Annotated in this window: 19 protein-coding genes; 8 read left to right on the plus strand and 11 right to left on the minus strand. The window is 61.7% G+C overall.

The genetic code is table 11. The annotated features are described in order from the left end of the window. Together B9Z45_RS08085 and B9Z45_RS08090 are read left to right on the plus strand one after the other, a co-directional pair. Positions 1–711, plus strand: coding sequence for a 16S rRNA (uracil(1498)-N(3))-methyltransferase (locus B9Z45_RS08085; RefSeq protein WP_108406720.1), 711 nt, complete (start codon positions 1–3; stop codon positions 709–711). A 93-nt stretch (positions 712–804) separates the two neighbouring features. Further along, positions 805–1,983: an MFS transporter gene (locus B9Z45_RS08090; protein ID WP_108406721.1), complete on the plus strand. Its 1,179-nt coding sequence runs from the start codon at positions 805–807 to the stop codon at positions 1,981–1,983. On the opposite strand, the gene B9Z45_RS08095 is transcribed toward B9Z45_RS08090, so the two are convergent. Together B9Z45_RS08095 and B9Z45_RS08100 are read right to left on the minus strand one after the other, a co-directional pair. Beyond that, the gene (locus B9Z45_RS08095; RefSeq protein WP_108406722.1) at positions 1,949–2,812 is read right to left on the minus strand and encodes an alpha/beta hydrolase; all 864 of its coding nucleotides are present in this window, start codon (positions 2,810–2,812) and stop codon (positions 1,949–1,951) included. The genes B9Z45_RS08090 and B9Z45_RS08095 overlap by 35 nt on opposite strands. Continuing rightward, complete coding sequence (locus B9Z45_RS08100; RefSeq protein WP_108406723.1) at positions 2,812–4,293, minus strand: M20 family metallopeptidase; 1,482 nt, start codon at positions 4,291–4,293, stop codon at positions 2,812–2,814. The genes B9Z45_RS08095 and B9Z45_RS08100 overlap by 1 nt, the downstream gene beginning before the upstream one ends. Before the next feature lie 214 nt (positions 4,294–4,507). Here B9Z45_RS08100 and B9Z45_RS08105 point away from each other — a divergent pair, with 214 nt between their 5' ends. Then, the gene (locus B9Z45_RS08105; RefSeq protein ID WP_233252130.1) at positions 4,508–5,203 is read left to right on the plus strand and encodes an NTP transferase domain-containing protein; all 696 of its coding nucleotides are present in this window, start codon (positions 4,508–4,510) and stop codon (positions 5,201–5,203) included. A 38-nt stretch (positions 5,204–5,241) separates the two neighbouring features. On the opposite strand, the gene B9Z45_RS08110 is transcribed toward B9Z45_RS08105, so the two are convergent. The 6 genes from B9Z45_RS08110 to B9Z45_RS08135 form a co-directional block, all read right to left on the minus strand. Continuing rightward, on the minus strand, positions 5,242–5,985 hold the full coding sequence (locus tag B9Z45_RS08110; RefSeq protein WP_233252126.1) for a sulfite exporter TauE/SafE family protein: 744 nt from the start codon (positions 5,983–5,985) through the stop codon (positions 5,242–5,244). Positions 5,986–6,060: 75 nt separating this feature from the next. Next, complete coding sequence (otnI, locus tag B9Z45_RS08115) at positions 6,061–6,903, minus strand: 2-oxo-tetronate isomerase (protein WP_108406724.1); 843 nt, start codon at positions 6,901–6,903, stop codon at positions 6,061–6,063. 16 nt (positions 6,904–6,919) lie between these two features. After that, positions 6,920–7,585: an aldolase gene (locus B9Z45_RS08120; RefSeq protein ID WP_108406725.1), complete on the minus strand. Its 666-nt coding sequence runs from the start codon at positions 7,583–7,585 to the stop codon at positions 6,920–6,922. Continuing rightward, complete coding sequence (gene otnK / locus B9Z45_RS08125) at positions 7,582–8,853, minus strand: 3-oxo-tetronate kinase (protein WP_108406780.1); 1,272 nt, start codon at positions 8,851–8,853, stop codon at positions 7,582–7,584. Before otnK ends, B9Z45_RS08120 begins: the two co-directional genes overlap by 4 nt. A gap of 17 nt (positions 8,854–8,870) precedes the next feature. Next, positions 8,871–9,770: an L-threonate dehydrogenase gene (ltnD, locus tag B9Z45_RS08130; protein ID WP_108406726.1), complete on the minus strand. Its 900-nt coding sequence runs from the start codon at positions 9,768–9,770 to the stop codon at positions 8,871–8,873. 12 nt (positions 9,771–9,782) lie between these two features. Continuing rightward, on the minus strand, positions 9,783–10,757 hold the full coding sequence (locus B9Z45_RS08135; protein WP_199221866.1) for a tripartite tricarboxylate transporter substrate binding protein: 975 nt from the start codon (positions 10,755–10,757) through the stop codon (positions 9,783–9,785). A 344-nt stretch (positions 10,758–11,101) separates the two neighbouring features. Between B9Z45_RS08135 and B9Z45_RS08140 the strand changes: the two genes are divergently transcribed. The 3 genes from B9Z45_RS08140 to B9Z45_RS08150 all read left to right on the plus strand — a co-directional run bounded on the left by B9Z45_RS08140 (position 11,102) and on the right by B9Z45_RS08150 (position 12,809). Then, on the plus strand, positions 11,102–11,506 hold the full coding sequence (locus tag B9Z45_RS08140) for a hypothetical protein (RefSeq protein WP_108406728.1): 405 nt from the start codon (positions 11,102–11,104) through the stop codon (positions 11,504–11,506). After that, a complete protein-coding gene (locus B9Z45_RS08145) occupies positions 11,413–11,952 on the plus strand; it encodes a hypothetical protein (protein ID WP_146180899.1) in 540 nt (179 codons plus the stop codon). Before B9Z45_RS08140 ends, B9Z45_RS08145 begins: the two co-directional genes overlap by 94 nt. Before the next feature lie 137 nt (positions 11,953–12,089). Then, positions 12,090–12,809 (plus strand): SDR family NAD(P)-dependent oxidoreductase, encoded by a 720-nt coding sequence (locus B9Z45_RS08150; RefSeq protein WP_108406730.1) that lies wholly within the window; start codon positions 12,090–12,092, stop codon positions 12,807–12,809. Between the two features lie 33 nt (positions 12,810–12,842). Here the strand turns inward: B9Z45_RS08150 and B9Z45_RS08155 are convergent, their stop codons facing one another. Beyond that, entirely contained in the window at positions 12,843–13,160 is a 318-nt protein-coding gene (locus B9Z45_RS08155; protein ID WP_108406731.1) for an NIPSNAP family protein, read from the minus strand. A 159-nt stretch (positions 13,161–13,319) separates the two neighbouring features. Here B9Z45_RS08155 and argE point away from each other — a divergent pair, with 159 nt between their 5' ends. Both argE and B9Z45_RS08165 read left to right on the plus strand, forming a co-directional pair. Continuing rightward, on the plus strand, positions 13,320–14,540 hold the full coding sequence (gene argE, locus B9Z45_RS08160; RefSeq protein ID WP_108406732.1) for an acetylornithine deacetylase: 1,221 nt from the start codon (positions 13,320–13,322) through the stop codon (positions 14,538–14,540). A gap of 37 nt (positions 14,541–14,577) precedes the next feature. Continuing rightward, positions 14,578–15,546, plus strand: a complete 969-nt coding sequence (locus B9Z45_RS08165; RefSeq protein WP_108406733.1) for a tripartite tricarboxylate transporter substrate binding protein — start codon at positions 14,578–14,580, stop codon at positions 15,544–15,546. 18 nt (positions 15,547–15,564) lie between these two features. Here the strand turns inward: B9Z45_RS08165 and B9Z45_RS08170 are convergent, their stop codons facing one another. Continuing rightward, on the minus strand, positions 15,565–16,008 hold the full coding sequence (locus tag B9Z45_RS08170; protein ID WP_370445820.1) for a universal stress protein: 444 nt from the start codon (positions 16,006–16,008) through the stop codon (positions 15,565–15,567). A gap of 252 nt (positions 16,009–16,260) precedes the next feature. Beyond that, positions 16,261–16,830: a YceI family protein gene (locus B9Z45_RS08175; protein ID WP_199221868.1), complete on the minus strand. Its 570-nt coding sequence runs from the start codon at positions 16,828–16,830 to the stop codon at positions 16,261–16,263. Positions 16,831–16,892: the final 62 nt, after the last annotated feature.

Here is a 16,892-nt window from a genome sequence, read left to right on the forward strand (position 1 = left end):
ATGCCGCGTTTTTACTGCCCCGAGCCATTGCGCACCGGTCTGGCCCTGAGCCTGCCGCCTGGCGCGGCCCGCCATGTGCAGGTGCTGCGCACACAGCCGGGCGATGTCATCACGCTGTTCAATGGCGAAGGCGGGGAGTTTGACGCCACCGTCACCCGCATGGGCCGCAGCGATGTCGATGTTGAAGTCGGCATGCACCACCCGGTGGAACGAGAGGCACAACGGCCAGTGCACCTGCTGGCGGGCATCACCGCCAATGAGCGCATGGACTGGCTGGTCGAAAAAGCCACCGAGTTGGGCGTGGCCAGCATCACCCCGATGGTGGCCGAGCGCAGCGTGCTCAAGCTCAAGGGAGAGCGTGCGGACAAAAAACTCGCCCATTGGCAAGGTGTGGCCGTGGCCGCAGCCGAGCAATGCGGGCGCAACCGGGTTCCCGTGGTGCATGCCGGGGTGACCCTGAACGAGTGGGTGAAGCAGGCTGCTGGCGGCGAGCGCTGGGTGCTGTCTTTGGCACAAGGCACACAGCCCCTCTCGCAGATGGCGGGCCAGGCCCCTGTGACCGTGCTCAGCGGGCCTGAGGGTGGGCTGAGCCCGGCCGAAGAAGCCGCCGCTTTGTCGGCAGGGTTCAAGCCCGTGACGCTGGGCCCGCGTGTTTTGCGTGCCGAAACGGCGCCCCTGGCCGTGCTGGCCGCGCTGTCGCTGGGCGCTTGAGCGGTTCACTGTCCAAGCCGGGCTATTTGCAGGCCCATGGCCAAGAGCCGGGGCGACACCGCTTCATAAGTATCAGGCGATACACTGGCCCGCATGAACGCCAACCTCATCCTCCTCACGCTCTGCCAGGGCCTTTTCTTCACCAACAACGTCACGTTCATTGCCATCAACGGCCTGGTGGGCTTGAGCATGGCGCCGTTGGGTTGGATGGCCACCTTGCCCGTCATGGGCTATGTGGTGGGTGGTGCGCTGTCGACCGGCCTGGTGGCCAAAAGCCAGTCGCGCTGGGGGCGCAAAGTGTCGTTTCAGCTGGGGCTGGTGGTCGCGATGTTTTCGGCATTGCTGGCCGCTTATGCCGCCTGGAGCCAGAACTTCTGGCTGCTGGTCGCGGCCACGGTGATTGCGGGGTATTACAGTGCCAACGGCCAGTTGTACCGATTTGCCGCGGCCGAGTTGGCCGCTGACGGTTTTCGCGAAAAAGCCGTCTCGCTGGTGCTGGCGGGGGGCTTGATCGGTGCCATCGTGGGGCCCAATTTGGCATCGCGGACCCGCACTGTGTACGAAACCCCTTTTTTGGGCGCCTACATGGCGCTGGGCATCGTTGCGGTGCTGGCCATGGTGTGCATGGCTTTCATCCGTTTCCCGGCCGTGCCCGCCAAAAAGCCTGGCGACAGCGCAGGGCGCCCTTTGTCCGAAATCATGCGCCAGCCGGTGTTCATCGTGGCCGCAGCGGCAGCTGCGCTCAGTTACGGCGTGATGAACCTGCTGATGGCCGCCACCCCACTGGCCATGCAGGTGTGTGGCTTCAGTTTTGACGATGCCGCGTTGGTGCTCGAATGGCATGTGATCGGCATGTTTGCGCCCGGTTTTTTCACGGGCCATCTGATTAAAAAATTCGGCACGCTGCCCATCATGGGTGTGGGCGTGGTCATCAACCTGGCCTGCATTGCCATTGCCCTGACGGGTGTCGAGTTGCACCAGTTCCTGATCGCCTTGTTCTTGCTGGGCCTGGGCTGGAACTTCCTGTTCACCGGCAGCACCACCTTGGCCATGAAAGCCTGGACCCCGGCCGAAAAAGACCGCGGTCAGGCCGCCATCAACTTCTTTGTGTTCAGCACCATGGCCGTGACCTCGTTTGCTTCGGGTGCACTCGTCACCACGCAAGGCTGGACTTGGCTGAACATCGGTTCACTCTTGCCCGTGGCCCTGACGGGCGTGGCGCTGGTGTGGATGGCGATCAAGCAGAAAAGCGTGCAAGCAGCCAGCGCTTGAGCGCGGTGAACACCTGGACGCGGTAGAGGTCATTGAAGATCTCGTGGTACATGGCGTCAAAGCACTCGGCTTGCACCACGCCAGCCGGTGCGGCTTCGGCAAATGCAGCGCTGGCCTGGGCGTTGACCAGCCGGTCCTGACCGGCATACAGCAGCAATGTGGGCACAGACCACTGCGGCGCATCGGCCAACGCCCGGGCGCCGTTGTCCAGAATCCAGGCGGCCAAACCCGTTGAAATGCGCCGGTGCACCAATGGGTCGGCCTCGTAGGCTTTGACAGCCTCGAGATCACGCGCCACAAACTCGGTCTTCAGCCCGTTGTCCACCCGCAGATGCGGCACCCAGCGGGGCAAGGTGGCCAGCAGCATTTTCTGCAGCAAATTGGGAAACGCCCCAAACGCCGGAGAAGACAGCACTGCCGCATCTGCCGAGTGCCTTTGTTCGGCCAGCGTTCGCGCCACCACCAGCCCCCCCATGCTGTGGCCCAGCAAAATGAGTGGCGCATCGGCCAAGGCCGGGCGGCTCCGTGTATCGTCCATCACACGGCACAAATCAGCTTGCAAACTGCCGGGCCGCAGCAGGTCGCCGCGTGCGCCTTCAGACAGGCCATGGCCTTGCTGGTCGTAAGCCCGAATGGCAAAACCCCAATCGTGCAAATGTGCGGCCAATTCGCCGTAGCGCCCGGCATGTTCGCCCAGGCCGTGCACCAAGAGCACCGTGCCCAAGGGGCGTGCAGCTGGCAAAGCCCAATCAAAAACCGCCAACTGGCCCGCTTCGCCTGGCAAGGCTGAAACCGTGGGCCGTGAAATCGACAGCCGCTGCATCGCCATCAAGGCATGCGGGCCATGACTTCGGCCACGGCGGCGGTGAGTTTCTTGGCGTAGGGGACATGCAAAAACTCGTTCGGTCCGTGCGCGTTGCTCTTGGGGCCAAGCACGCCGCACACCATCATCTGGGCCTTCGGGAACCCGGCACTCAGCATGTTCATGAGCGGGATCGTGCCGCCTTGGCCGATGTAACCCACGGGGGCGCCATAGTGCGCCTGGCTGGCGCTGTTCAGGGCTTGTTCGAACCAGGGCTGCGTGCCTGGGGCGTTCCAGCCGGTGGCACCGCCACCGCTTTCAAAGGTGACCTTGGCCTGGTAAGGCGCGTTGTCTTCCAGCAGGGCCTTCATCTCGGCCACGGCTTGTGTGGCATCCACCAGCGGGGGCAGGCGCAGGCTGAGCTTGAAGGCGGTGTAGGGCCGCAGCACGTTGCCGGCGTCTTTCAGGGCCGGAAAACCTTCTGCGCCGGTCACGCTCAAGGTGGGCGTCCAGGTGCGGTTGAGCAGGGCTTGTGTGGGGTCGGTGGTGGTGGGCAAGGCAAAGCTGGTCGAGCCGCCGCAATCGTAGTGCGCCCAGGGGAAGCGCTTGTAGACCTCATCGCCCAATATGGCGGCCGTGGCGCGCGCTTGTGCCAGGCGTTCGGCAGGCACCTCGCAATGGAAGCTGGCGGGCAACAAACGCCCGGTGGCACTGTCTTCCAGGCGATCGAGCACCTGGCGCATGATCCGAAAACTCGAGGGCACCAGCCCCGAAGCATCGCCGGAGTGGATGCCCTCGGTCAGCACCTCGACCTTGAGCGTGCCACTGGCCATGCCGCGCAGGCTGGTGGTCAGCCACAGCTGCTCGTAGTTGCCCGCGCCACTGTCCAGGCAAATCACCAGACCCACATCGCCCAAGCGGGTGCGCAGGGTGTCCACATAAGGCATCAGGTCGTACGAGCCTGATTCTTCGCAAGTCTCGATCAGGCCCACGATGCGCGGGTGCGGGGTCTTCTGGCTTTTGAGGGCCTGCAAAGCCGCAATGCTGGCGTACACCGCATAGCCATCGTCAGCGCCGCCACGGCCATACAGCTTGCCGTCTTCGTACACTGGGGTCCAGGGGCCCAGGTCGTTGCGCCAACCGTTGAACTCGGGCTGTTTGTCCATGTGGCCGTACATCAGGATGGTTTGGCCAGAGCCTTCGGTGGCAGCGCGGGTGGCGTCCACCTCAAAGAACATCACGGGTGTGCGGCCCGGCAGGCGAATGATTTCCAGCTTCAGGCCCTCGACCTTTTGCGCTTCGACCCATTGCGCGGCGTGGCGCAGCACCGTCTCGATGTGGCCATGGGCGGCCCACTCGGCATCAAATGCGGGCGACTTGGCCGGGATTTCGATGTACTTTTTCAGCTCGGGCAGGATGCTGCTGTCCCAAGCTTGGGAGACCTCATTCAAGGCTTGGGCGGTGTCCAGATGACCAGCGGGCATTTCACGGTGTAAAGGTGCATTCATGGGACAGGGCTCCTGAGGGCGACACAAAAGAAAATACTTTAGCGGTTTTGTGCAAAGGTCGCCATGGCCGGCATTCGCAGTGGGGACAGCGGAGCCCATTTTTTGAGCCCCATGGCAGCGGGCGGCGGCACAATGGCAGACAGACATTCGGCTTTGCCGGATGGGATGATCGCAGGTGTGCACAAGCCAAGGCCGATGGAGAAGTCAATTGAGTGTGTTTGAAACGGGAGGGCCAACGCCCAGCCGAGTGCCCGCAAAACGTGTGGGCGGCATCGTGCTGGCCGCAGGTGCCGGCGCCCGAATGGGCCATCGCCCCAAATGCTTGTTGCAACTGGACGGCATCAGCCTGCTGGCGCGTCAACTGCAAGCCTTGTCGAATGCGGGCATCGCTGAGGTGGTGTTGGTCTTGGGTCACCACGCCGAACGCATTCAGCAAGAGGCCTGCTTGGCCCAATTTGGGGCGCGCACAGTGATCAACCCCCAGACTGAATCAGGCCATGTGAGCTCCTTGCGCGTGGGCTTGCAGGCTTTGTCATCGGGCTTGGATGCGGTGATCGTGGCCCTGGCAGACCAGCCGCTCATCAACACGCAGGACGTGGCCGATCTGATGGGCGCCTTTGCCGATCGCCCTGAAGGCACACAAATGTTGCAACCTGCCGTGCAGGGCTTGCCCGGAAACCCCGTCATGTTCAGTTGGGCTGTTGGCCAGCAAATCTTGTCGGGTGATGCGCACATCGGTGTGCGGCAATGGCAAGCCGCACAGCCCGACAGTGTGTTCCGGTGGCCCACAGCCAACACCCACTACCGCACGGATGTGGACAGCGAAGAAGACCGCCTGGCCATTGAAACGCGCACAGGACAAAGCCTGCGCTGGCCTGCCGACGCCATTCCACCGACATCCACGCTGTAAAAATGCCAAGACCCTGTGCGGTTTGATCTGAAGGGCTTTCAAGCCTGCAATGCGTCAGCGATCAGCTTCAGGGAGATCGCCAGCAAGCCGATTTGCACCGCTTTAAAAAACCATTCATCGGCGATTTTGCGTGTCAGGTAGGCCCCCACAACGGTGCCTATCAGGGCAAACGGGATCAACACCACGGCGCCCATCATTTGCTCTGTGTCATAGGGCCGTAACTGATGGTAAGGCGCCAGTTTGACCAGGTTGATGGCTGTAAAAAACAGCGTCGATGTGCCCGCAAACACGATTTTTGGCAGCTTTTGGGGCAGCAAATAAACCTGAAAAGGGGGGCCTCCGGCATGCGAGATGAAGCTGGCAAAACCTGCGATCACGCCCCACAGTGAACCCCGCCCCCAATTGGCCGGGCTTGCGGCTTGTTCGTTTTTGCGTTTGATCCAGGCATTGAGTACAAAACCCACACCCATCAGACCGACCATCAACTTGACAGCGGTGTCCGATACCAGCGATGCCGCCAGCCAGCCGACCAGCACACCTCCCAAACCGGCAGGGATGAGAATTTTCAAATTGATGGCGCTGAAGTTTTTTCGGTAAAGCCACAAACCCACCATGTCGGAGATGATGTAAATGGGCAGCAGCATCACCACCGCATTGATCGGCGACATGAACAGGGAAAGAATCGGCACCGACAGCATGCCGATGGTGGGCAAGCCCCCTTTGGACAAGCCGACCATGCCGGCAGCCAGCGCTGCCCACATCAGGTAGTGCGGGTCATTCACTGCAGATCCGTCGCAAGGCCGTCATTTGAAAATGACAGGGGATCGATGCGAATGGGGCGCAGCGCAAGCTGAGCCTCACAAATAGCCTTGTACCCAGCCCAAGCCACGCGACGTGCCACCGGCCGAAGCATCGGCCGGGTTGTATTCGCAGCCGATCCAGCCTTCCCAGCCGCATTCGGCGCTCACTTTGTCAATGGTCTGGAAGATGTGCGTCCAGTTCACCTCGCCCGTGCCGGGTTCGTGGCGGTTGGGCACCTCGGCGATCTGGAAGTGCCCGACCTGGCCTGTGGGCAGGTACTGCGCGATCTTGGCCGTCAGGTCGCCTTCGACGATCTGGCAGTGAAACAAATCCATCTGCACTTTCACATTGGTGGCCCCCACCGCCTGCACAATGCGGTGCGCGTGGTCTTGTCGGTTGAGTTGAAAGCCCGGCACGCTGCGGGTGTTGATGGGCTCGATCAGTACATCGCGCCCGGCTTTGGCAGCTTGAGCAGCGGCCCATTGCAGGTTGCCGATGAGTGTGACGTCTGCGGCAGCGGCTGCATCCGGGCTTGCGCCATTGGCGCGCAAACCCACCATGGCATGGATGCGCGGACAGTTCAAGGCCTCGGCATAAATCAGGGCTTGTTCAAAACCAGTGCGAAATTCGGTCTCGCGTCCTGGCGCGCAGGCGGTGCCTCGGCTGCCTGTTTCCCAAGCCTGGGTGAAGCTGGCGCTGTCCATGCCGCCAGAGGGCGTGTTGAACAACACCTGCTGCAAGCCGTTGCCACGCAATCGGGCGGACAACTCCTCGGCGGCAAATGCATATGGGAACAGGTATTCCACCGCTTTGAAACCGTCCTTTGCGGCCGCTTCAAAGCGCTCCAGAAACGGCAGGTCGGGGTACATCATGGACAGGTTGGCAGCAAAGCGGGGCATGGGTGTCTTTCAGGTCTTACCAGCGGGCGCCAAAGGTCTGGCGCAAATCGTCCAGGTCGTTGGCCAGAAGGGGTGGGGTGTCGGGTTGCAACAGCATGAGCCGTGCGGTTTCTTCCAGTTCCTCGAGCGTGGCCATGGCCGCTGCAGGCGAGTCGTGCCACACATTGGGCCCCAGGCGCGGCAACATCACGGCGCGGATCGGGGTGCCCTTTGCAGCATGCTGGCGGATCAGCGCGGCGACTTCTCTGGCGGCATCGGGACTGCCCGGGCGGTGGTAGCGCGCCAGGGGCACATGGCCCACTTTCATCACGAAATAAGGCGTGATGGGCGGCAGCAATTCGGGGCCGTGGGCGTTCAGGCTGAGGGCCACGCAATGCGTGCTGTGGGTGTGAATCACACAGCTTGTGTGGGGACTGTGTTCGCAAGCGGCATCGTAAATCTGACGGTGCAAGGCGATGGTCTTGCTGCCCTTGTCGCCGCTGACTTGCTGGCCTTGCAGGTCCAGCTTGGCCAGCCGCGCCGGGTCCAGAAAACCCAGACAGGCATCGGTGGGCGTGATCAAAAAGCCATCGTCCAAGCGCACGCTGACGTTGCCCGCCGTGGCGTGCACAAGGCCGCGCTCAAACAGGCTGCGGCCCACACGGCAAATTTCTTCGCGGGCCTGGTTCTCGAGGAGGTTCATGCCAACACTTTAAAGGCTTTGGTGAAGAAGTCCTCGGTGCCAAAGTTGCCCGACTTGAGCGTGATGTGCACACTGCCCGCGGCGGAAGGTGCATGGCACCATGGCACGCCTGGGTCGATTTGCGGGCCGATCTGCAGTTGTGCAATGCCCAGCGCCTGCACGCAGGCGCCCGAGGTTTCGCCGCCCGCGACCACCAGTTGTTTTACGCCCAAGTCCACCAGACCCCGTGCCACGGCGGCCAGCGCGTCTTCTACCAAGGCACCGGCTTCGGCCACGCCCAGTTGCGCTTGCACTTGCTTAACGGCTTCGGGCGTGGCGGTCGAATAAACCAGCACCGGGCCATCTTTCAGGTGAGGCGCAGCCCAGGCCAGAACCTGCTGTACCAGTGCATCACTTTGCCCGTTCATCAAACTTGCGGGGTTGATCGCCAACGCGGGTCGCCCTGTGGCTTTGAAGTGAGCGACTTGCGCGTTGGTCGCCAAAGAGCAGCTGCCCGACACCACCGCCTGCAAGCCTGTTGCAGCGGGCAATTGGCTGGCTTGCACCGATGGCTTTAAGCCAAAGTTGGCGGGCAGGCCGACGGCCACGCCTGAGCCGGCGGTGACCAAAGCCATGTCTTTCAAAGCTGGACCCAACAAGAGCAAGTCGGCGTTGCTGGTGGCGTCGACCACGGCCACGCCAACGCCTTCTGCACGCAAGGCCGCGATGCGTTCGCGGATGGCTGCTTCGCCCTGGGCCACGGTTTTGTAATCGATCAGGCCCACGGGACGCTTGGTTTGCGCCTGCATCACCCGCACCAAATTCGCGTCCTGCATGGGCGTCAGCGGGTGGTTTTGCATGCCGCTTTCGTTCAGCAACACGTTGCCAGCAAACAAGTAGCCCTTGAAGACGGTGCGTCCGTTGTCCGGAAAAGCCGGCGTGGCGATGGTGAAGTCGCAGCCCAGCGCGTCCATCAGCGCTTCGGTCACGGGGCCGATGTTGCCGTCTGGCGTGCTGTCGAAGGTCGAGCAGTATTTGAAATAGATTTGCTGTGCGCCTTGCGCCTGCAACCACTGCAAGGCCTCCAGCGATTGAGCGATGGCCTCCACTGCAGGGATGGTGCGCGATTTGAGCGCCACCACCACCGCATCCACATCGGCCGCCAGCGGCGCATCGGGCACACCAATGGTCTGCACCACCCGCATGCCTGCGCGCACCAGGTTGTTGGCCAGGTCGGTGGCACCGGTGAAGTCGTCGGCAATGCAGCCCAGTATCAAACCCTTGTTCATGGCATTCATAAACTGGCTCACTGCGCGGGCTTGGGCAGCTCAATGCCCGGGAAAATCTTGATCACTGCGCTGTCGTCTTCTTTGGCAAAACCTGCTGTGCTGGCCTGCATGAACATCTGGTGCGCGGTGCTCGACAACGGCAGTGGGAACTTGCTGGCCCTGGCCATGTCCAGCACCAGCCCCAAATCTTTCACAAAAATGTCCACAGCGGAGAGCGGCGTGTAGTCGGCTGCCAGCACATGCGCCATGCGGTTTTCAAACATCCAGCTGTTGCCAGCGCTGTGGGTGATCACCTCGTACAAGGCGGCGGCATCCACCCCCTCGCGCAGGCCCAGTGCCATGGCCTCGGCGGCAGCGGCAATGTGCACGCCCGCCAGCAACTGGTTGATGATCTTGACCTTGCTGCCCGCGCCCGCGCTGTCGCCCAGCTTGTAAACCTTGGCCGCCATGGCGTTCAAAAACGGTTCGGCCACGGCATAGGCCGCAGGTTTGGCCGCGGTCATCATGGTCATCTGGCCTGAGGCGGCCTTGGCAGCGCCACCCGAAATCGGTGCATCGACATACTGCAAGCCCATGGCTTCGAGCCGAGCTTCCAGCGCCACTGACCAATTCGGTTCGACGGTGGAGCACATCACGAACACGCTGCCGCGCTTCATGCTGGCGGCGCAACCTGGCGTGCTGCCATCGCCAAACAACACCGCTTCGGTTTGCGCGGCATTCACCACCACCGAAACCACCACATCACAGGCTGCGCCCAGCGAGGCCAACGAGTCGTGCGCTGTACCTCCGGCGTGGGTAAAAGCCTCGGCCACTTCAAGGCGCACATCAAACACCTGCACGCTGTGCCCGGCCCGCCTCAGCGATGCGGCCATGCCGGAGCCCATGGCGCCCAAACCAATCAGTCCAATCGTGGTCATGTCTGTTCTTTCTCAATCCAGGGTGATCTTGGCGAACGCCGCCACTTTTTTCCATTGCGCCATGTCGGCCTGCATGAAGCTGGCCAGGCCTTGGGCGTTGGCCCAGGCAGGCTCGGCGCCGGTTTTCAGCATGGCGGCTTTCACCTCGGGCTGGTTGGCCACACGCTCCAGCGCTTGCTCCAGTTTTTGCTGTACCGGGGCAGGCAAGCCTGCAGGCGCGGCCACGCCAAACCAGGCAAACACCTGGTAACCCTTCATGCCCGCCTCTTCCATGGTGGGCACGTTGGGCAAGGCGCTGCTGCGCTGGGGGGTGGTGACCGCTAGGGCCTTGAGCTTGCCGCCATTGATCAGGCCCAGGGCCGAGGGCAGGTTGTCAAACATCATGTTCACCTCGCCCGCCATCAGACCTGTCAGGCCCGCTGCTGCGCCCCTGTAAGGGATGTGCGTGACGAACGCACCCGACTGGCTTTTGTACAGTTCGGCGCTCAGGTGCAGCGAGGTGCCCTGCCCGTTGGACGCATAGTTGAGCTGGCCCGGCTTGGATTGGGCCAGCGCGGTGAGTTCGGCCACCGTGTTGATGCCCGAAGCCGGGTTGACCATCAGCACATTGGGCACACGGCCCAGCAGGGCCACCGGGGCAATTTGCTCGGGTTTGTAGGGCAGCTTGCTGTAAAGCGCGGGGCTGATGGTCAAAGGGGGCGACGCCATCAGCAGGGTGTAGCCATCGGCTGCAGCACGGGCCGCCTCGGCCGCGCCCAGGTTGCCACCGGCGCCGGGCTTGTTGTCGATCACGATGGGTTGCCCCAACTCCAGCGCCAGTTTGGGCGCGACCAAACGGGCCATGTTGTCAATCAGGCCACCGGGCGGAAACGGCACCACCAGCTTGATGGGGCGGGAGGGCCAGGCTTGGGCCAGAGCCGGCGAAGCCATAAAAGGTGTGGAGATGGCCAAGGCTGTAGCGGCCATGAGCCAATTTCTGCGTTGCATGGGGGTTCCCTGGTTTGAGTTGATCAGGTCATCATACAAATTTTGAGTGGGCTTGGCATCAGGGTGATCATGGGGGAGGTGGCATGTCCAGTCCTCAGTCAATCAACGTCTGCCTGCATGACTTGTTGCCCTAAAGTAATTACCTTCGAGAGAATTCGTGCGAAGGTGTCCGCGTAGGTCCTATCCGGTCACCTACTTACCTGCGCGAAAAGCCGCACCCACCAACCCCTGGAACACCTCCCCCAGCCATCCAGCCACGCCCAGTCACCCCAATGCTTGCCTGGTCCTGAAATCCGGTTACCCTCCAAAACTTATCAACATCCTTGCCCTGTCCGGTCCATTCCATGCCCAAGCTCACCCGCCTTTGGCCCCTTGTGGCCTTGTTGCTGTTGCAAGCCTGCAGCAGCCTGCCGCCCGAAAATTACGCCCCCAAGCTGGGGCAAATGGGCAAGGACGTGATGTGGTTGCCCACGCGCGACGAGTTGGTGACCCAACTGCTCACGGCGGCGCAGGTCTCACCCGAAGACGAGGTGGTGGACCTGGGTGCGGGCGACGGCAAGATTCCGATCGCGGCGGCGCGGCAGTTCGGGGCACGGGCCTGGGGCATTGAATACAACAAGGACCTGGCCGCGCTGGCCCAGCGCAACGGGCGGGAGTGGCAGACCGTGTGCGCATCGTGCATGGCGACATCTTCAAGGAAGACTTTTCTAAAGCCAGTGTGGTCACCCTGTACCTGCTGGAAGAGCTGAACGCGCAGCTGCGCCCCATAATTTTGAGAATGCGCCCCGGCACGCGGGTGGTGTCCAATTCATTTTCGATGGGCGACTGGGAGCCCGACCAAGTGATCCGCGTGGGCAGCCACACCGGCTATTTGTGGACCGTGCCCGCCGTGGCGGCTGGCCAGTGGGCGCTGCAAGGCCTGGATCGCCGAGGCCCCGCGCTGCTGCAGCTGACGCAGCGTCACCAACGCTTGGGCGGTAGCCTGGCCTGGGGCTCGCAAGTGCAGCCCTTGCTGGGTACTCGCATCGACGGCGCCCAGCTGCATTTCAGTTTCATCAATGCCGACGGCCAACTGCAGGCCGCCAAGCTGCAGGTGCAAGGCCAGAACCTGACCGGCGAGCTGGTCGGGCCTTACGGCATGGTCGAGATTCAGCCCGAGGTCGTGAAGGTCTCCGGGCAAAAAGTTGCGGATTGAAAGAATCTGACGAAGTGCAGCACCGAGACTTTTTATTCGGGTAAAAGCAGCGGCAGCACAACATCATTTTGTGCTGCTCACGCGCCAAGCATGCTGGGGGGGTGATCGCCCTCGATCTTTAAAAAGGAAAGCATTTCATGGACATGGTCAAGCAAGTTTTCATCACCGGCGGCACCAGCGGCATTGGTGCCGCGATTGCCCGGGCATTTGCCGCTACGGGGGCCCGTGTCACGGCCACCGGCGCTACGCCAGCCGAGGTCGAGGCGACGCAAGCTTGGCCTGCCAATCACCCGATCGCATTTCGTGTGCTGGATGTGCGCCAAGGGGTGGACGTGCGCGCAATGGTCGGTGAGTTTCCGGCGCTGGATGTGCTGGTCAATTGTGCCGGGGTGATCCGGCGCGAGGCTGAGCTCGACCCCGAGGTGTTCGCGCAGACGGTGGACATCAACTTGAACGGCACCATGCGCGTGTGCGCTGCTGCGCGCGAGGGGCTCAAGGCCCGCAAGGGGTGCATCATCAACACCGCCTCAATGCTCAGCTTTTTTGGCGGTGGTCTGGTGCCAGGCTACAGCGCCAGCAAGGGCGGCGTCGCGCAACTGACCAAGTCACTGGCCATTGCTTATGCGGCAGACGGTATTCGTGTGAACGCGGTGGCACCGGGCTGGATCGCAACACCCTTGACCCAGGCCTTGCAGGACGATGCAGCACGCACGGCCCAGATTTTGAGCCGCACGCCTTTGGGCCGCTGGGGCCAGCCTGAAGATGTGGCCGACCCGGTGCTGTTTTTGGCCAGCCCAGCGGCGCGTTTCATCACGGGCGTGATTTTGCCCATCGATGGCGGCTACCTGATCCAGTGAGCCGCCAAAACCAACGTTCTGGCTGGCGCAGCTTCAGGGTTGCGGTCCCCAGGGGGCGGACAGCATGAGCTTGTTGTTTTGCTCGCGCATGAGCGGGCGTATTTTGGCCGCAAACGCCATGAAGGCCGGGTCGGAAAAAACGCCTGCCCAAAAGGCCCGGCGATCGGCGTCGTCGTCAAATTTCCACACATGGATCAATTCGTTCAGCGCGCCCACATCGCCCGTGAAATAACCCACCAATTTTTGCGGGTGCTTGGCCAGCGCAGGCCAGCCTTCCTGGCCGTAAAGCGCGATGACTTCAGACATTTTTCCGACGATCACACTGTAAGTGCGCAGTTCATAAATGGCCATGAAAACTCCAGGTAATGAGGTGGACGACCCGCCCACTTTAGGGGGACATGCCCCGTGGGCATGTCGGCAAGGTGACGCCGTGCGCAGGCTTGCTCGGTGAGGCCCTGTAAGATCAAATACGGCTTCACCCGCTCGAGGCCATTTTTGACGGAGTTTCTTATGAACGCCCCTCTCTCAAGCGCTGCCTTGGCCAATGTGCAGGCAGCCGATCTGGCCGCCCTGCCCCTGATCGAAAAATGGATTGCTTTTGCCACTGTCTCGCGTGACAGCAACCTGGCTTTGCTGGACTGGACCGAGGCCTACCTGAACGGTCTGGGCATCAGCTGCAGCCGAACCTACGACGACAGCGGCCAAAAAGCCAACTTGTGGGCCACATTGCCCGCGCACGACGGTGAAACCAAAATCGGTGGACTGGTCTTGTCGGGCCACACCGATGTGGTGCCGGTGGATGGCCAGCCCTGGGACACCGACCCGTTCAAGGTCGAGATCGTGGGCGACAAGATGTTCGGCCGAGGCGTCACCGACATGAAGGGTTTTGGCGCCACCTGCCTGATGATGGTGCCCGAGTTGCTCAAACGCCAGCTCAAGCGGCCGATTCATTTGGCCTTCAGCTACGACGAAGAGGTGGGCTGCATCGGCGTGCGCCGCATGATTGCCGACATGCAGGCCCAAGGCTTCAAACCGGCCGGCTGCATCGTGGGCGAGCCCACCGGCATGCAGGTGGTGATCGCGCACAAAGGCAAGCACTCTTATAAAACCACTGTGCACGGTTTTGAGGCGCATTCCTCGCTCACGCCCCTGGGCGTGAACGCGGTCGAGATCGCTTGCGAGTTTGTGGCGAACCTCAAAGCCATGCACCGCGAATTGGTGCAAAACGGACCCTTTGACCCGATTTACGATGTGCCGCACACCACCATCCACACCGGCGTCATCGCGGGGGGCACTGCGCTCAACATCATCCCGCGCCAGTGCGAAGTGACCTGGGAAATCCGCCATCACCACATGAATTCGCCCGAGGCCTTGTTTGCCCAAGCCCAGGCGTTTGGCCAGAGCCTGGTGCCCGCCATGCAATCGGTGGCACCCGACACGGGCATCACGCACGAACTCAAATCGGTGCTGCCCGGCTTTGCCACCGAAGCCGACAGCGAGATTGCCCAGCTGTGTTTTGACTGTGCTGAGGTCGACCCGGCCCACGGCGCGGGCAAGGTCTCGTTTGGCACGGAAGCTGCATTGTTTCATCAGGCTGGCGTGCCCACCATCGTGTGCGGCCCAGGCCATATTGCGCAGGCGCACCAGCCCAACGAGTGGGTCACGCTTGAACAACTGGCCTGGTGTGAGCGCTTCATGCGTCGCCTGGCCGACCGGGTGTGCGTGGCCTGACGTTTAAATTTTTCGGTCGATTTTCAAGGAAATTCAAATGATTCAACGGCGTGAACTTTTGGCGTCCAGTTTGGGCGCCGCTTTGCTGACAGCGGTGGGCATGGCCCAGGCCCAATCCACCAAACCGGTGCGCATCGTGGTGCCTTTTGCGGCTGGGGGCGTGCAAGACACGCTGGCCCGCGCCATTTCACAAGAGATGAGCGCAGCCTTGGGCCAAACGGTCATTGTGGAAAACCGCGCAGGCGCGGGCGGCACCATTGGCACCGGGTATGTGGCACGTGCAGAAGCCGATGGCAGTGTGATGGTGGCGGCTGCGGCCAGCCACAACATTGCAGGCTCGCTTTACACCAAGCTGGCCTATGACCCGCAAAAAGACTTTGCACCCCTGGCGCACATCGGCAGCGCAAGCTACGTGCTGATGGTGCACCCCGATGTGCCGGCCAAAACAGCGGCCGAATTCATCCGTTACGCCAAGGCCAACCCCGGCAAGATGAACTATGCCAGCGCCGGCGTAGGCAGTGCCACCCACTTGGCCATGGCCTATTTCACGGGTCTGTCAGGCACGGACGTGGTGCATGTGCCCCTCAAGGCCACGGGCGAAGCCATCAATGAAGTGCTGTCGGGCCGTGCCCAGGCGGTGATCGCCGCCAGCATCGGCGCGCTGTCATTTGCCAAAGACAGCCGCATCCGCTTGCTGGGCGTGACCTCGCCTCAGCGCAGCAAATACCTGCCCGAATTGCCCACCATCGCCGAGAGCGGCTTGCCGGGTTATCAGTTTGATTCCTGGTTCGGCTTCCTTGGCCCTGCTGCCATTCCGGCCGCAGAGGCCACCCGCATCAATGCGGCGGTGAGCAAGTTGCTCAAAGACCCGGCCGTGTTGGCCCGCCTGGACAAGCAAGGCATTGAGCCCCGCGACATGAGCAACGCCGACTTCAGCAAGCTGTTGGCGGCGGACTACGTGCGCATGGCCCAGGTGGTCAAGGCCTCGGGCGCCAAAATCGATTGATCGGCAGCTCCAGGCCGCTCAGTCAGAACCCCGGACCATCAGTACGGGCACGGGGGCCATGCGCATGACTTGTTCTGCGCCACTGCCCAGCAAGACGCGGCCAATGCCGCGTCGGCCATGTGTTCCGAGCACGATCAAATCGGCACCCCAGTCGCCTGCGGCATTGGCCACTGATTCACCCAGGCGTTGTCCGGCCCGGTCTATCAGGTTTGTGTCGGCTTTGACGTTGGCCGCCTTGGCGAGCGCCATGCCGTCTTGCAAAATTTTGTGACCAGTGTCCCGAGCCAGCTGGATGATTTCGCCGGAATACTCAGGGTTGACCATCAGTGACAACTCGTCAATGCAATAGACGAAGCGAACTTCGGCTTTGTCGGCCTGTGCAATTTTGAGCGCATAGTCCAGCGCTTTGTTGGATGTGCTGCTGCCATCGATTGGCACCAGAATTTTCTTGAACAAGGACATCGTGGTCTCCACAATTGTTTGCGACCACATTCCCATAAAGGGGCGTGTTTCTGGGCGCATGGGTTGATACCGGCTTCTTGATGAAAGGAGCCCCCATGCTAAAAAAAAAATGGCAATTTGCCAGCTACCCAACGGTTAATTAACCTCTGTCTGAAGGCCTACACCTTGAGGTGTAGGCTGCCCACACCCATGAAAAAAGGCCACCCCGTTGTAGACGCGGGGTGGCCTTGCACCAAACAGCTGCAGCAGGGCTTAAGGCGCGATGGCTTCGATGGTGATGTCGATGCGCACTTCGTCACCCACGTAAGGCGCGTATTTACCGGCGTTGAACTCTGTGCGCTTGACGGTCGTGAAAGCGTTGGCGCCCAAGGCCGGCTTTTTTGCCATGGGGTGTGCGGTTGCCACGAAATGGGTCACCGTGAGGGTGACCGGCTTGGTCACGCCTTTGAGGGTCAGGAGCCCTTCGATGGCCTTGGGCTTGTCGCCTTCAAACACCACCTGGGTCGACTTGAAGGTGGCGGTGGGGAATTTGGCGGTGTCCAGAAAGTCTTCCCCCTGGATGTGGCTGTTGAAGTCGGCAAAGCCGGTGTTCACCGACTTCATGTCGATCACGATCTCTACCGAGCCGGTTTTCGCAGCAGCGTCAAAGACGACGTTGCCCGTGGTGTTGCTGAAACTGCTGAGTTGGTTGGACAGGCCAAAGTGAGAATAGGAAAACCGTGGAAAGGTGTGCGAGCCATCTACCTTGTAGGTCACGGGGGCGGCCAGAGCCGAGCCTGCGGCCACCGATGCAAAGGCCAGGGCGGTGGCGAGTTTTTTCAGAGATGTCATGCGAAAGTTCCTGTGTAAAAAAGAATGGTCGAGGGTGAAAAAGCGGCGGTGCA

The organism is Limnohabitans sp. 2KL-17 (assembly GCF_003063415.1).
GTDB lineage: Bacteria > Pseudomonadota > Gammaproteobacteria > Burkholderiales > Burkholderiaceae_C > Limnohabitans_A.